Genomic DNA, 15,801 nt, shown 5'->3' with positions numbered 1-15,801 from the left:
CAATGCGCTAATAACCGTTAGTTCGTGCAAAAATCATCAATTTTCTGTAGGAAACAAGGCAAGGGTTTCATTATTTCGGGATATCAAATGACACCGGCGAAACCATATATACTTTCCCCCGGAAGCTTTTTCACAGAAGCTTCTATCGCCATGGCTACCGTTGTAACAACGATTATTACCACCATTATTACCATTACCATCATTACGGGGTAACCCGTATGCATGTATACCTCCGCCCCCATTAGGATTACGTCCACCTCCAGGAAGTGCTACGCGTAATCGGAAAAACAATCACCTCAACAACCAGAAAACACTTTGTCATGAAAATATTGAAGTTCGGTGGCTCATCGGTTGCCACCCCTGCGCGGATACAGTCGGTCATAGAGATCGTCAAGCCGTACCTGCGCGAAGACGTTGCCGTCGTATTTTCCGCCTTTGGCGGTGTCACCGACGTATTGATCCAAATCAGCCGGTTGGCCCTCGAAGGCAACCTGGAATATAAAACTACCCTTGCTGAAATTGAACGCCGCCACCTCGATGCCGTACGCGCACTGGTAGGCGTGCAAAAACAAAGCAGCATCCTGGCACAAGTCAAGTTTACAGTCAACGAGCTGGAGGACGTGCTCCACGGCGTATACCTTGTGAAAGAACGCACCCCCCGCACCCTCGACTATATCATGAGCTTTGGCGAGCGCCTGTCGGCCTATATCATTGCCGAAGCATTCAAAGACAGCGGTGTCGCGGCGGAGTTTCTCGACACGCGCCGCGTCGTGCGCACAGACGCTAACTTTGGTTACGCCAAAGTAGACTTCGACACCACCAACACACAGATACGCGAGCACTTCAGCCGTCAGCAGGCGCTGCAGATCATTACCGGGTTTATCGGCACCAGCGAAACCGGCGAAACGACCACGCTCGGCCGCAGTGGCTCGGATTATACCGCGGCCATCTTCGCCGGCGCCTTGCAGGCATCAGACCTCGAGATCTGGACGGACGTAGACGGCATGATGACAGCCGACCCACGCCTCGTGAAAAAGGCATTCACGGTGCCGCAGATGAGCTATGAAGAAGCGATGGAATTATCGCACTTTGGTGCAAAAGTCATCTTTCCGGCGACCATGCAGCCGGCCATGGTCAACCGCATTCCCATCTGGATCAAGAACACATTCAACCCGACATTCCAGGGTACTGTTATCCATTCCGAGTCGAAGAACGGCAAAGTGATCAAAGGTATTTCGTCCATGAACGCCATCAGCCTGCTCAGCGTTCAGGGCAGTGGTTTGCTGGGGGTGGTGGGCGCTTCGGCCCGATTGTTTGCTACACTGGCCCGCGAGCGGGTCAACGTGATCCTGATCAGCCAGGCGTCGTCCGAGCACTCGATATGCCTCGCGATCGAAAGCCAGTATACCCGTCAGGCCAAATCGGCCATCGAAAAGGAATTCCAATACGAAATACGCAACGAAGAAATAGACGAAGTACACCTAGAGACTGACCTCTCGATCATCGCGGTCGTCGGCGACAATATGAAACAAAGTCCGGGTACCAGCGGGCGCATGTTTAGCGCGCTCGGTAAAAATGGTGTGAACGTCATGGCCATAGCACAAGGCTCTTCGGAGCGCAATATCTCTGCCGTCGTGCGGCAAGCTGACGTCGCGAAGGCGCTGAACGCCTTGCACGAAGCATTCTTCCTGTCGGATCGCAAGCTGCTCAACGTATTCCTCGTGGGCACGGGCCTGATCGGCAAAGCCCTGATCAACATGGTGCAGGAGCAATTTGACAAACTGGCAAAAGAGAATTTACTCGAAGTAAACATTATAGCCGTTGCGAACAGCCGTAAGATGCTTTTCCAGGAAGCGGGATTGCCCCCGGCTACTTGTCTGGACGAAAACGAAGCAACGGGTGAAGCCATGCACATGGAGCAGTTTGTAGAGCGCATGGTATCGCTCAACCTGCCCAACAGCATCTTTGTAGATTGTACTTCGAGCGAAGAAGTGACCTCGTTCTACGAAGCGATCCTGTCGGCCAGCATCTCAGTCGTAACACCCAACAAGAAAGCCAACTCCGGTTCGCTTGAAAAATACCAGTTGCTGAAACGTACCGCCTTCCGCCGCGGCGTGAAGTTCCTGTATGAAACCAACGTGGGGGCCGGTCTGCCGGTAATCAATACATTGAATGACTTACTCCTGAGCGGCGACAAAGTCATCAGCATCGAGGGCGTGCTGAGCGGTACGCTGAACTTTATCTTCAGCTCGTATTCCGCCGGTAAGAAATTCAGCGAGGTAGTGAAAGAAGCCAAAGCGAAAGGATATACCGAGCCTGATCCGCGCGACGACCTCAGCGGCATGGATGTAGCCCGCAAGATCCTGATCCTCTCCCGCGAGGCGGGCCTGCCGTACGAGCTGAGCGACATTACCGTCGAGAACCTGGTACCGGCTGACTGCCGCGAGCAGACTTCCGTCGACGCATTCTTTACAGCATTGGAGAAACACGATAGTGCATTTGAGAAACTGTTGGCCGATGCCACCGGTCGCCAGGAGAAGCTGCGCTACATGGCCATATTGAAGGACGGCAAGGTGGCGGTATCGCTTGGTACCGTAAACGATCAGCATCCGTTCTACTCCTTATCGGGCAGCGATAATATTATCTTGTTGACAACAGAGCGTTACCACGAGCGCCCCATGGTAATTCGTGGCCCGGGTGCCGGTGCCGCGGTAACGGCCGCGGGTGTATTTGCCGACGTGATCCGCATCGGCCACTATGCTCGCTAATTATACAACGAACGATAGCGTATAACAATAAACATCGCATTCATGAAATCTGTAAGAGCATCAGCCCCTGCAACGGTAGCAAACGTTTCGTGTGGCTTCGATATATTCGGCTTTGCTGTAGCCTCGCCTGCCGACGAGGTCGTAGTGACCCTGACCGACAAGCCGGGCGTGGTCATTCGCGAGATCGTCGGTGACGACGGTCGCCTTCCGTTGGACGCATCGCGCAACACGTCGGGCGTGGCCGTCATCGAATTCTTAAAAGCCATCAAAAGCGAGCAGGGTGCAGAGATCACCTTGTATAAACACCTGGCACTCGGCAGTGGCATGGGGTCCAGCGCTGCCAGCTCGGTGGCTGCCCTCGTGGCCATTAACCACCTGCACGGCGAACCGCTCTCGCGTAAAGAGCTGCTGCCGTTCGCCATGGAGTCGGAGCGTATTGCCTGTGGTTCGGCACATGCCGACAACGTGGCACCTTCGCTGTTGGGGGGCTTTGTATTGATCCGCGGGTATGACCCATTGGATGTGACGAGCATTCCCACACCAGCGGGTTTATTCTGCACCCTGGTGCATCCACACCTGGAGCTAAAGACCGAAGACTCGCGCCGCGTGTTAAAGGCTACGATACCGATAAAAGATGCGATCACGCAATGGGGTAATATCGCCGGCCTGGTAGTGGGATTGATGAAACCGGACTTTGGATTGATCGGCCGATCCTTGAAAGACGTGGTGGCCGAACCGATTCGTTCCGTGTTGATACCAGGCTTTGACCGCATCAAGGAAGAGGCCGTAAAAGCCGGTGCATTGGGCTGTGGTATCTCGGGCTCCGGCCCCACCATCTTTGCATTGTCAACCGACGCGGCTACGGCACAACGGGTGGGGGAGGCTATGCAGGCTCAATTCACCGACTTGAAACTGAAGAGTGATGTATTTGTGTCGGAGATCAACAACGCCGGCGCCAAAATCCTATAAGCCATACCAGACAATGAAATTCTACAGTACCAATAACAAAGCGCTGCAGGTCGACCTGCGCACGGCCGTCACACAAGGTCTGGCACCCGACAACGGTCTCTATATGCCCGAGCGTATTCCCACGTTGCCGCCCGACTTCTTTGCCGCGCTTCCGTCCATGTCGTTTGCCGACATCGCCTTTGCCGTGGCCCAAAACCTGGTGGGCGACGACGTGCCGGCCGACGAGCTGCGCCGCATCGTAGACCACACCATTCAGTTTGATGCTCCTGTAGTAGAGGTAGATGACCACCTTTACGCCCTGGAGCTTTTCCACGGTCCTACATTGGCCTTTAAAGATTTTGGCGCGCGCTTTATGTCGCAGCTGCTGGGGTACTTTGCCCGCAGCCAGAAACAAGAAATTGTTATACTCGTCGCCACATCGGGCGATACCGGCAGTGCCGTAGCGAACGGCTTCCTCGGTGTACAAGGCACACGGGTAATTGTATTATATCCTTCGGGTAAAGTAAGCGACATCCAGGAAAAGCAGTTCACGACCCTGGGTCAGAACATCACAGCCCTGGAAGTAGACGGCACGTTTGATGATTGCCAGCGCCTGGTAAAACAAGCATTCCTCGACGAGGACCTGAAGAAAAAATACTTCCTGACCTCCGCCAACTCGATCAACATTGCGCGACTCATACCGCAGTCGTTTTATTACTTCTATGCATACGCACGGGTGCAGCACCTCGGACGGCCCGTGGTGTTCTCCGTACCAAGCGGCAACTTCGGCAATATTACCGGAGGCTTACTGGCGCGGGCGATGGGCTTGCCCATTCACGCCTTCGTGGCAACCACCAATGTAAATGATGTGGTGCCGGCGTATCTCAAAACACAAGTGTTTACACCACGTCCGTCGCAACAGACCATTAGCAATGCCATGGACGTTGGCAACCCGAGCAACTTCCCACGTATATTGGAGCTCCTGGGACATGACTATCAGGCGCTGTCGGCATTGATCAAAGGCTATGCCTTTACCGACGACGAGACCCGCGCGGCAATGCGACTGGTAAAAGCGTCAGCAGGCTATGTACTGGATCCGCACGGTGCCATTGGCTACCTGGGCTTGCAGCACTACCTGCACGAAACGACTGACGAAGTAACGGGCATTTTTCTCGAGACGGCACACCCTGCCAAGTTTAAGGAAGTGGTCGACGAAACGCTGGAAGAGCCGATCGCCATACCACCGGCATTGCAAAAGTTCTTGCAGCTGTCGAAACGCAGTGTGCCGATGAAATCGGACTTCCCGTCGTTCAAAGCTTATCTGCAGGGAAATCTCTAATTACCGGTTTGCTGCGCCACGTCCCGGTTGCGGAAGACGATGTACTTGCGGGTAAAGAAATTCCAGACCACGGCCACGGCAATGGCGAGGGCCTTGGCGATCTTGTCGTCCATCGACGCAAATTCGACAAGTGCCCACAGCACGGCCGTGTTCACGGCCAACGCGCCGGCCAGGCAAACGGCAAACAGCGTGGCTTCGTAGACTCTGTTCGTTTGCGTTGCGGCGGTGAATACATACCGCTTCGTCAGGACGTACGTGACGACATTGGTCAGGATAAAGGCCAGCACATTGGCCACGCGATAGTCGGTAATGTTTTTGAATGCAAAGTAGAGAGAGTACTCAAGCACGGCGGAGATACCACCGACGATTACGAAACGGGTAAACTCTGCTTTGAGCAGTCGACGCAAGGCTTCCATAATGGTTTTTTCAAAATACGAAACCACAAAGAAACGATTTTAATTTGGGAATACCGACGGCCGTCAGCGGACCACCTGCTGTTCACAAGCAGGTGGTCCCCTAGGTACCGCGTAGTCCGCTTAGCGGTTATAGGCCAATGTTTGCGGTTCGCAAATCCGGTTGGGCAAAGTCCATGTAATGGTTTTCAGGTTTATAGGTTCAACCTTGTCGCTATCTTCTGTAATGCGGATAAACTGATCGGCGCGAAGATTGGTGAATTTTTGTACGGTGCCGCTGCCACGCCAGGTGATCTCGAGCTCGTCGATGGTGGTGGCCTGGCCCAGGCCAATCTCACGGCGCAAGGGCGATGCGCCAAAGCTACCGCCGCTGTTCACGTCGCGATAGAGGGTACGGCGCACACCGTTTTCGGTACAGGTGATCTTGAGCCGCGAGCCGATCGCATCGCGGTTGGCGTGCGTGCCTGTAAGCAGAATCGTAATCCAGTGGTTGTTGCCTTGTCCCGGATTCAGAAAGAACGAATTCGGATAAGCATCGCCGATAAAGGCGCCCCCCATTTCGATGTGTATGTCCTGGTCGCCGTCGTTGTCCATATCGGCAAACGATACACCATGGCCTTTTTGCAAGTGTCCCACACGGGCCGACGCAGTAACATCTGCGAATTTTTTCCCACCCAGATTCTTAAACATTTTGTTCGGCACCAGCGACTGGTAATTGGGGTTGCCCGAGCCCAGGTACATGTCCAGGTAACCGTCGTTGTCGATGTCGCCGAAGTTAGAGCCCATGGCGAATACGTTGCCGGTCAGGCCCATAGCCGGAGCCACGTTGGTAAACGTGCCGTCGTGGTTGTTGTGATACAGCAGCATCTTTTCGGGGTTGCCGGCGGGAATGCCCAGCTTCTCGGCCGCGGTATAATACGCGAGTGACTGCGAGAAGGTATAGTCACAGACAAAAACGTCGAGCCAACCGTCGTTGTCATAGTCAAAGAACCACGTCGGAAAAGTCTTGCCGTGCTCGCGGTCGAACCCGGCCTTTGCGGAAACATCTTCAAACACCACCTCTTTGCCCTGGACGCCTTTGTTGCGTAAGAGTTTGCGTACGCCATCCATGCAGGAGAAAAACAAATCGATTAAACCATCGTTGTCAAAATCGCCCGAGGCAACAGCCTTGACATAAAACCGGTAATCGCACTTCGCAAGGTGTGCCACCTCGCGAAACGTGCCGTCCTGGTTGTTGATGTACAGCTCGCAGGGATGCTGAACGTTGTAGCCCTGATGGTCGGTCTCATTTCCAATGAACAGGTCCAGCCAGCCGTCGTTGTTAAAGTCATTCCAGGTCGCCGTCTGGGTGGGGTGAAAGGAGAGCAGTCCGGCACGGGTGGTAACATCGGTAAAGGTACCGTCACCATTGTTTTTTAGCAGCGAGTTAGGCTCATGCCCGTATTCGCCTTTCCAGGCTCCACGAAGCACAAGTATGTCGCGGAGGCCATCATTATTATAATCGGCCTGAACCATGTTTAAACCGCCTGTAAGACCATCCAGACCGGCCCTATGCGACCAGTCAGCAAACGTGCCGTCGGTATTGTTGTGAAAATAATGCATTTCTTCGTCCAGCCCCCAGCCGGAAGTGACCAGGTCCAGGTAGCCGTCGTTGTCAAAATCTTCTGTAATACTGCCCCCCGCCATGTCGCAGGTAGCCATGCCCAGGCCGCCGGCAATATCTTCAAACGCGTTTACCCGGTAGGTGGTGTCGCCTTCCATGCCGGGTATATAAAATTCAGGCGGCACACGTTCGGGGTATTCTCCCAATGTCATATAAGCCAGGTTCAGCAGCCAGCGCGACTCCAGGTCTTCCGGGTGCTGCCGCAGTGTTTCTTCGTATAGGGGAATAGCCTTGCGCGAACCCACCATGTCACGGTGCACGCCCAGCCCACGGATCGGTAGTACGCACGAGGCCGCCGCATGTCCTTCGATACAGTTGGATCGCTCGCCCAGACGCAGGTAAGCAAGGGCCAGGTCTTTGCGTATTTTATCTTGTTGGTAAGGGTTGGCGTCTTTCAGCAGGGGTTCGAATAATGCTACGGCTTTTTCCTCCTCGCCAATCTCCAGCAGGATGTTAGCCTTCAGGTATTGGCAGTAGGCAATCTGTGCCGGTGTGCTGTGCGGCAGCGCCAGCAGCGAGTCCATAAACTGCAGCTTCGCTTCGGGTACATATTGGTTACGTGCGCCGAACTGCTCAGTACGCTTTTTTTTGAGGATGGCCAGCATTTCTTCATGGCATGTCGGCTTGTGCTGGCAAGCCGTAGCCAGTATTAACAGCGCGGCCATGCGGCACAACGCAGGGATAAAGGTTTTCATTTAGGTGTGTTAGGGTACAGTATAACAGGTCACACGGCAACAAAGCCTGCACAGGCTGCTGCCGCAAAATAAAGAAGTATAGCAGGGGGATCAGGCCCGTTCGGGCGGCGGGGTTATGACGCGTTGCGCCGGTGGGCACCAGTGCGTGGTATAGGTTATAGCGTAACGATGTATTTGTAGTGCGTGTCCGGGAGTGAAAGTCAGAATAGGTGCGAGTGTATAGTCGTGGGCCAGGTTGTCTGATAGCTTCGGAGCTTTCAGCGGTGCTGCCAGTGTATGCGTAGGATCGGCAAAACGGGCGAGGAGGGAAGCGGCGCGATGCTCCGCGCGATTGGGCAGGCAGACAACATAAAGCGTATCGGCTTCGATGTGTTGGCTCACCAGCGTATATAATTGCCCCTCGTACCGCAGCGAACCGCGCAGGCGGTGGTCTTCACCCTGTCCTGCCAGCAGATAAGGCAGGGAAAGTGGGAGCTTGATGACAACCGTTTCGCGGCGATCATATGCGCCAGCATCCACGCGCTGATTTAATACATGCGTAGTGTGTAGCCGCAGCAAAGGATAGAGACCATAATAGCCCAGGGTATTGAACAGGAAGAGCATGAGCAATATAGTGGCTATCGGTCTTTTCATTTGGGTTATCGAATATACCCTTTATACTATCAAAAACAAGACATGAGATTCCGGATTACTTCTCAACGCTTCTGTTCAGGTCCTCGTAGGCCAATAAGATGTGCTCCCGGCTTTCGTTACGCATGTGCAAAATAATGGAGTTGTGAATCTCCGTTCCATCAATGACAGCCACGTTATCCACCTTCATCAATGTACCGTCATTATACCGGCTAAACCAGCTTTCGAATTTTCGTCTACGCGCCAGGTGACGGTTATCAAGACTGTCGCATACATAGACGATCACATTCGTTTCCCGCAAAAAGAAAGCGCGGAAGACGCTTAGGACAGTTAGAGCAATACGTTCGTCACCCGGCGATGTAGTGGGATCACCGTCGACTACCTCGATGTTAAACTTGAAAACACGTCCGATCAGGACCGGGTAGTCAGCGAACTGAGCAGAATAATCGACGAAGTAAATGACGTACCGTAATCCATGGTCCGTAAAAAACTCGAACGAATACTCATCACGCTCCAGTAATAGATAGGGGCTTAACAAAGGTGTAACGATCTTTCAGGTCAGAAATCCGGCCGCCGTTTTGAATGTGTGCTCGAATGGCGTTTTTATCTTCCAGCATTTTCTGGAAGATGGCCGCACCCCTGGAAGTGCCTTTGCTGGGTTTGTTAAAGTCGTTTTTCATATGGTTTAGACAACTATATTAGTTATCCCCAAACAACGAAAATTTCTGTGAGTCCTCAATATAAAAGCACAGAAATGTTGAAGGTTTCCCCAAAAAAGATTCCGAGCCTGGGAAATCTATTTACCCCAGCCCTGCGCACCCAACAGTGGTACAAATGCAAAGTCGTCGAACTCTTCGCGTATCAGCTTGCCGTCCTTCTTGCGGATGCGCAGCATAAGCTGCCGTGTACGATCGCCAACGGGTATCACAAGTATGCCGCCTTCCTTCAGCTGGCTGGTTAATGCATCGGGCACAATAGGTGCGCCGGCGGTAACAATGATCTTGTCGAAAGGAGCTTTTACGGGCAAACCCTTCGAGCCATCGCCATGAAAGAAATGGGGCTTATAACCGATTGTCGGTAAAAAGTCGCGTGTGCGTTCAAAAAGCACGCGGTTGTATTCGATTGTATACACCTTAGCACCGAGCTCCAGCAGGATACAAGCCTGATACCCCGAACCAGTGCCGATCTCCAGCACTTTGTCGCCGGGTTTGATCTCGAGCTTCTCCGATTGAAAGGCAACCGTATACGGTTGGGAGATCGTCTGGCCTTCACCGATCGGAAATGCCTTATCCTGATAGGCATGATCCAACAAGGCGCTTTCAAAGAAGAAATGTCGCGGCACCTTCCCAATAGCGGACAGAACGCGGTCGTCTTTAATGCCCTTTTCCGCTAGTTTTTTAACGAGCTTATTGCGCAATCCCTGGTGCTTATAATTGTCTTCCTTCATGATTTTTCAACAGAATTTATGCTCTTGTGGATTAAATGTGGATCGATTGTTGATAAGATATAACCATCTTATAATCAGTTGCTTGAAGTTTGGTTTTACATTTTCCATGGTCAAAAAACCGCCTAAAAATCGAAATTTATTGGGCCTGTCAAAGTTCAAAAAAAACCTTAGGAAAAGTCGCGGCTTTGACCTTACTTTAAATCCTCTCCACACAGTGATAAGCTTTTTGCCATAGCGTTTCACAGTGTCCTGTCTCAAAAAGGGACAGGTGAGCAGTGTAAATAAAGGCCAGCGACGGTTACATCGCTGGCCTTTCACTTTTAGGCCCATCAGGCCTTTTGAAACCGTGCCGACGGCTTAAGTTCCTTATTTCCAGGCGTATACGTATAAAACCCCTGTCCCGATTTTACCCCTTTATGCCCAGCCTGGACCATGTTGACCAGCAGGGGGCAAGGAGCATACCGCGGATTGCCAAACCCGTCGTGCAGCACCCGAAGAATAGATAAGCATACATCCAGCCCGATAAAATCCGCCAGTTGCAGCGGCCCCATCGGATGGGCCATGCCGAGCCGCATCACCGTGTCAATCTCCTCCACGCCCGCGACGCCTTCATACAGCGAGGCGATCGCCTCGTTAATCATAGGCATTAAGATACGGTTGGCAACAAAGCCCGGGTAGTCATTAACTTCCACCGGCGTCTTTTCGAGTTTGCCCGACAGCTCCATGATAGTATGTGTTGTCTCGTCGCTGGTGCTGTAGCCGCGAATTACTTCCACGAGCTTCATTACGGGTACCGGATTCATAAAGTGCATGCCGATCACTTTCTCAGGCCGCTTGGTGGCCGCCGCGATGCGTGTGATCGAAATGGACGATGTATTGGTAGCAAGGATGGTATGTGCCGGTGCAGCCGCATCCAGGTCTTGAAAGATCTTCAGTTTGAGGTCGATATTTTCGGTAGCAGCTTCGACAACAAGGTCTGCACGTTGCACCCCGGCGGCAATATCGGTCGACGTTGTGATGCGTGCGAGCGCTTCTGTTTTTGATGCCTCGGTGACCGTGCCTTTCTCGACCTGGCGGCCCAGATTCTTTTCGATCGTTGCAATTGCTTTCTTCAACGCCTCGGCAGCAATGTCGATGAGGGTAACGTGGTAGCCATGTTGTGCAAAGGCATGTGCAATGCCATTGCCCATGGTGCCGGAACCGATAACTGCAATGTTTTTCATGATGGTTTTTTCGGGTTAATGAGTTGGGCGCAAAGATAGGATTTCACGGCACGTAGAGAAACCGCCGCATGCGCTAGAATTCTTTCTTCAGGTTGAAGAACAAACCACTGACCCCCTCGGCATTATAGGTGTATTCAAAACGAAATACCGTATCGTATGAGCCCACAATGTCGATACCCATGCCGCCACCCGACAGCAGCCTGCCGGTGAGCTGATTGCTGAGCGTATAGTTGTTGTAGTTGTGCACATAGCCCACGTCACCATACGCCTTGAGGTATATCGCTAACGGTATGTGCCGGAATTGCGGAATAGGTACTGCCTTCATATGATAGGTGCGTGCGAAGAGACGCTTTTTGAAGGTGGTTTTGTTGAGCAAAAAGCGAGGCCCTTCGATCACATATATTTCATAGCCGCGAATCACTTGCTTTTGATACCCCAACGCGCTGTAGTTGTAGTATGGCAGATCGTCGGGACGGCTCCAAAAGCCCACGACGTTGTTTGATAAGAAGTAATTCTTACCCATATCAAAAAAGCCCGTTGCCGTTAAGCTCGCTTCAAACTTATCGATGTCGTCGTTCTTCATAATGCCGTTCTGCGAGGCAGCTACGTTCAGGTAATAGCCGCGCAGCGGATAACCAACATAGTCGCGGTGATCGGTGGTGAATTGATACGTGATCGTGCCGTACTGCTGCATGCGGTTTCCTTCTCCCAGGTAGTTCGGGTTCAGGCTCATGATCGTGTCGTTAATGCTGACGCTTTTATACGATACAGAGAAGCCATGCGACTGGTAAAAGGACGGCCGATAGGTATAGGTCAGGCCGCCACTCCGCACCGTGCGCAAGACACGTTCGGATTCGAGAAAGACCATCTTGTGGCGCAGTGTCTGATAGGCCAGGTTCTTGGCTTGCGCAAAGTCCAGGTCGATCATGAGCCCCTGCCGCTGCTTGCGGTCAATGTAGGGAATGCGATACGATAAATTGAACCGGCGCGTAAAGCCGAGCTGCGTAGTAAAGCGCAGCGTTTCGTTGCGGCCCCGCATGTTGTATTGATACAAACGTAAACCATAGTTCACACGGCTGAAGTCGTGGTTATAGTTCTGCCACCACTCGTTAAAGTTGCGGTCGGCCAGCTCGAAGATCGGAGAAGGAAATGTATACCATCGCTCGTTCACATCCACAAGCAGGTCGACATGGTTGGGATCATACTCCAGCGCACGGATCTCGACGGTATTGAACAACCGGGTGTTGATGAGTTTCTTTTTGTCGAGCTCCAGCATGCTGGGCAATTCCCGGCTGAAGACATAGTCGCCAGGTTTAAGCGACAGCTCGCGCAGTACGATGGGATCACGTGTAATACGGTTGCCGACAATAAAGATGCGATTGATCTGCAGGAAACGGCCCGCGCTGTCCGGCAACTGCCGGGTGTGGACAGGACGAATCACGGAATCCGCTGCCGGTAAAGCAACCGTATCCTGACGGTCTTTTCCCAACGGAAAAAGACTAAACAAACCGAAGATAAATGCCAACATTTCGTAGCGCTAAGACACCTGCCCGTACGACAAGTTTAACGCTACTTTTCTAAATATCAGGTGTTTTTCGGTTCCTTTTTTCGACTGGTGTAGATTAGAATGATAATTCCGGCAACCACCAGCGGAATACTCAGAATTTGGCCCATGTTGATGGGCAATCTATCCTCGAATGCCTCCTGATTTTCTTTCAGGAACTCGATTACGATCCGCATACCGAAACACCACACCAGGAAGATCCCAAAGATGCGCCCCGTGACCAGATGCTGACGGTGGCGGTTCCAGATGGCGAACAGCACGAGGAACAGGATCACACACGAAATGGCTTCATAGAGCTGGCCCGGGTGACGTGCGATGCCCACGGTGTTGATCTTGGCCACAAAGCCCTCGGCGTCGGGTTTGGCGATCTTATAGTCCAGGCGCAACTGTGGTGTTTCGTCAAAGTATTCGTACAATCGTTCGCTAAGCAGGGGTACGACACGGTCGTTTAGCAGTCCGGCCGCCTGGGCTTCGGTCGCATGCGGCTTGAAGAAGATGTAAATCGTGATGGGCTTGCGGCCGTTCTCGCCGGCGGGCAGCGAGTCGTTCTGCACATACACCATGTCTTTGACGATGTGGTCGGGATCAATCCGGTCGTCCTTCAACGACTCGGTCAGGCGCCCGGTGAACACAATGCCCCAGGGCTTGTCGGTAGGGGTACCGATAATTTCGGAATTAAAGAAGTTCCCGAGGCGGATCAACGCACCGGTTAAGGCTACCAGAATCACAATGCGGTCGAGGATCTGAAAATAATTCTGTCCAGGCTTGCGCTTGCGGCTGTAGAGCCACAGGGCAAACAAAATACCAATGGCGCCACCGTGGCTGGCAAGGCCTTGCAGACCGGTAAATTTGAACGGACTGAACTCAAAGGGCAGGAAAATACTGAGCGGCTCCTGCCAGATGATTTCCGGCTGATAAAACAGCACGTGACCCAGGCGGGCGCCGATAATCGTGGCCACGATCATGTAAATGGTCAGCGTGTCGACATCCTTCTCCGGTTTGCCTTCTTTGCGGAACATATAATACAGGATCTGCTGGCTGATCAAAAAGCCCAGCGCGAAGAATAATCCATACCAACGAAGTGCAAATGAACCGACAGAAAAGATCTCGGGATTGCCATTCCAGATAATGTAACTCAGTGTAGCCATGAGGGCAAATATAGTGTTAATTGTCTACAGACCAGAGGTTGCCGTAGATGGTGTGCAGTTTTTATGCGTGTTCCAGTTCGTGTAATTCGCGGGCGAATCCTGACGACAAGATGGGAAACCGGCACCATGTACGCGGGTCTACATTGATGTCGTCGAGGTGGAAAGCAGGTGCAATGCGCTCGCGCTTCCATTGGTTGATCGACCACAGGCGAAAGAACTTGGTGATCCAGGCTTTTACCTGTGCCGGTTCGCCGGTGTGTTGCAGGCGATGGTACACCTCTACCGGCGACTTTCGTTCCTGTATTGCCCAGCGCTCAATTTCCGCCAGGATGGAATAGGGCATGAGGTCGGCCTCGTCGGTTTGGTAGCGTTCGGGGGGGCGTAGCTCGGCTGTAGGCTGTAGGTTGTTAACGGCCTGCAGGCCGTCGTGTCCCAACGTATCTTGTGCCCACCGTAGCCATTGCAGTACAAACACCTTGCTGAGCCCCGCAATAGGCGCCAGGCTGCCGCTGGTGTCGCCATCCATGGTGGCATACCCCACGTCGCCCTCGCTGCGATTGGAGGTTGTCAGCAACACGGCGCGATGTATATTGGCCAGCATCCAGATAATGGGTGAACGCGTGCGCGCCTGCACGTTTTGTAATGTAATATCGTCTTGCTCCCAGGTCAGCGTGCGGCCAATCGCCTCCTCGATCTTCTGTGTATAAGCCACGACGGTATCGTCGATGGTCCAGGAGTGAAATACAGCGCCCAACGATTCGGCCAGCAGGCGTGCAGCATCGAACGTATTCGTGGAAGAGTTACGCGTGCCCTGGTACGCGCACGTAAGCAGGCGGCCCACCGTTTGTTGCCAGGAAGCATCCACCGCACCCAGGCCTAGCCGCTGCGCAAAAGTATCCGGGCCCAGTTCGGCGCGGCCGCGTTTTACCATCTCAGCCACAAAGACGGCACAGACGGAAGAGTCGGCACCCCCGCTAAGCGAGAGAACAAAACCGTTTGCGCGACTTTTGCGCGCATAGTCGAAGAGCGCCAACGCCACGGCGCGGGCCAGCTCTTCGTTCCGGTCTTTCGTGTCGGCGGAAGGTATAACTTCGCTCGCCTCGGGCTGCCGGAAGTTTACATCGCAGGCGAGGATATTAAAGCGTTGAAAGGAAAATCGTTTATTGACGGCCAGCAGGCGGCCGTGTTGTGCCAGGATGATGTCGCCGTCGTAGATCATACGGCCGGCTTCGTTGCCCAGCAGGTTGGTAAAGAGATAGGCGCAGGCAAACAGCGATGAGCCCTCTTGTACTACATCGCGTTCGCGCACGGTGCTTTTGCCCATGGCGAAGTGACTGGCACTGGGGTTTAAGATCAGGTCCACGCCACGGTCGCGCAGCCGGTAGCCAGGCCGAAGGTCTTTGCGCCAACCATCTTCACAGATCTCAAAACCCATCTTGATACCGGCCACATCGTAGATTAGGTCGCCCGCCGGAATAGATTCATCGCCTCGTTCCAGCGTGACAACTTTGTGTGCCGGCCATGCATCAAACCAACGTGGCTCGTAGTGTACGCCGTCGCGCGCCAGGTTTTGCTTGAACGTAACCCCGACAATTTTACCATCGCTGATAACGCAGGCACCGTTGTACGTGATGCCGGCGATACGCACGGGCAAGCCCACACTCACGGTAATACCGGCGCAGTGCGCGCGTATCCGCAGCACTTCCTCCCAGGCTTTCTCCGCCAGCCAATCGCTGAGAAAAAGGTCCTCACACCCATAGCCCGTGACACTTAATTCGGGCAGGCAGAGTATAGCGACCTGCTGGTGGCGGGCTTCTTCGATGGCATCGATAATGTTCCGGGTGTTGTTGTCCCAGTCCATCGGGACCTGGTTTACGGTAGCGCCGGCTATTTTCATGACGATGGGATCAAACGCGTTTGTGTGAACTGCGCTGCATTCTACAGACAATTAAATTACCGGTCA

The 15,801-nt window shown here is 53.2% G+C and carries 13 protein-coding genes; 3 read left to right on the top strand and 10 right to left on the bottom strand.

The genetic code is table 11. The features are described from left to right. Positions 1-320 precede the first annotated feature (320 nt). The 3 genes from thrA to thrC are packed head-to-tail and all read left to right on the top strand — an operon-like array spanning position 321 to position 5,055. A complete protein-coding gene (gene thrA, locus KK062_RS13995) occupies positions 321-2,768 on the top strand; it encodes a bifunctional aspartate kinase/homoserine dehydrogenase I (protein WP_254084926.1) in 2,448 nt (815 codons plus the stop codon). A 42-nt stretch (positions 2,769-2,810) separates the two neighbouring features. Next, on the top strand, positions 2,811-3,737 hold the full coding sequence (locus KK062_RS13990) for a homoserine kinase (protein WP_254084925.1): 927 nt from the start codon (positions 2,811-2,813) through the stop codon (positions 3,735-3,737). Between the two features lie 13 nt (positions 3,738-3,750). Next, entirely contained in the window at positions 3,751-5,055 is a 1,305-nt protein-coding gene (gene thrC, locus KK062_RS13985) for a threonine synthase (protein WP_254084924.1), read from the top strand. Here the strand turns inward: thrC and KK062_RS13980 are convergent. The 10 genes from KK062_RS13980 to nadE all read right to left on the bottom strand — a co-directional run bounded on the left by KK062_RS13980 (position 5,052) and on the right by nadE (position 15,735). Further along, positions 5,052-5,471, bottom strand: coding sequence for a GtrA family protein (locus tag KK062_RS13980; RefSeq protein WP_254084923.1), 420 nt, complete (start codon positions 5,469-5,471; stop codon positions 5,052-5,054). The two genes, thrC and KK062_RS13980, sit on opposite strands and share 4 nt — an antisense overlap. 120 nt (positions 5,472-5,591) lie before the next feature. Continuing rightward, positions 5,592-7,826, bottom strand: coding sequence for a CRTAC1 family protein (locus KK062_RS13975; protein WP_254084922.1), 2,235 nt, complete (start codon positions 7,824-7,826; stop codon positions 5,592-5,594). 90 nt (positions 7,827-7,916) lie between these two features. Next, complete coding sequence (locus KK062_RS13970) at positions 7,917-8,459, bottom strand: hypothetical protein (RefSeq protein WP_254084921.1); 543 nt, start codon at positions 8,457-8,459, stop codon at positions 7,917-7,919. A gap of 55 nt (positions 8,460-8,514) precedes the next feature. Beyond that, a complete protein-coding gene (locus KK062_RS13965) occupies positions 8,515-8,994 on the bottom strand; it encodes a DUF6169 family protein (RefSeq protein WP_254084920.1) in 480 nt (159 codons plus the stop codon). Next, the gene (locus KK062_RS13960) at positions 8,963-9,136 is read right to left on the bottom strand and encodes a hypothetical protein (RefSeq protein WP_254084919.1); all 174 of its coding nucleotides are present in this window, start codon (positions 9,134-9,136) and stop codon (positions 8,963-8,965) included. The genes KK062_RS13965 and KK062_RS13960 overlap by 32 nt, the downstream gene beginning before the upstream one ends. Positions 9,137-9,252: 116 nt before the next feature. Next, the gene (locus KK062_RS13955) at positions 9,253-9,903 is read right to left on the bottom strand and encodes a protein-L-isoaspartate(D-aspartate) O-methyltransferase (RefSeq protein ID WP_254084918.1); all 651 of its coding nucleotides are present in this window, start codon (positions 9,901-9,903) and stop codon (positions 9,253-9,255) included. A gap of 329 nt (positions 9,904-10,232) precedes the next feature. Beyond that, positions 10,233-11,126 carry a 3-hydroxybutyryl-CoA dehydrogenase gene (locus tag KK062_RS13950; RefSeq protein ID WP_254084917.1) on the bottom strand — a complete coding sequence of 298 codons (894 nt, stop codon included), beginning with the start codon at positions 11,124-11,126 and terminating at the stop codon, positions 10,233-10,235. 73 nt (positions 11,127-11,199) lie between these two features. Then, complete coding sequence (locus tag KK062_RS13945) at positions 11,200-12,654, bottom strand: BamA/TamA family outer membrane protein (RefSeq protein ID WP_254084916.1); 1,455 nt, start codon at positions 12,652-12,654, stop codon at positions 11,200-11,202. 56 nt (positions 12,655-12,710) lie between these two features. Beyond that, complete coding sequence (locus KK062_RS13940) at positions 12,711-13,838, bottom strand: prolipoprotein diacylglyceryl transferase (RefSeq protein ID WP_254084915.1); 1,128 nt, start codon at positions 13,836-13,838, stop codon at positions 12,711-12,713. 61 nt (positions 13,839-13,899) lie between these two features. Further along, entirely contained in the window at positions 13,900-15,735 is a 1,836-nt protein-coding gene (nadE, locus tag KK062_RS13935; protein ID WP_254084914.1) for an NAD(+) synthase, read from the bottom strand. Between the last annotated feature and the right edge of the window lie 66 nt (positions 15,736-15,801).

It is taken from the genome of Dawidia cretensis (assembly GCF_018598175.1).
GTDB classification, from domain to species: domain Bacteria; phylum Bacteroidota; class Bacteroidia; order Cytophagales; family Cyclobacteriaceae; genus Ohtaekwangia; species Ohtaekwangia cretensis.
Note: the sequence above shows the minus strand (reverse complement) of the source record. Positions and strands in the feature narration are given on the sequence as shown.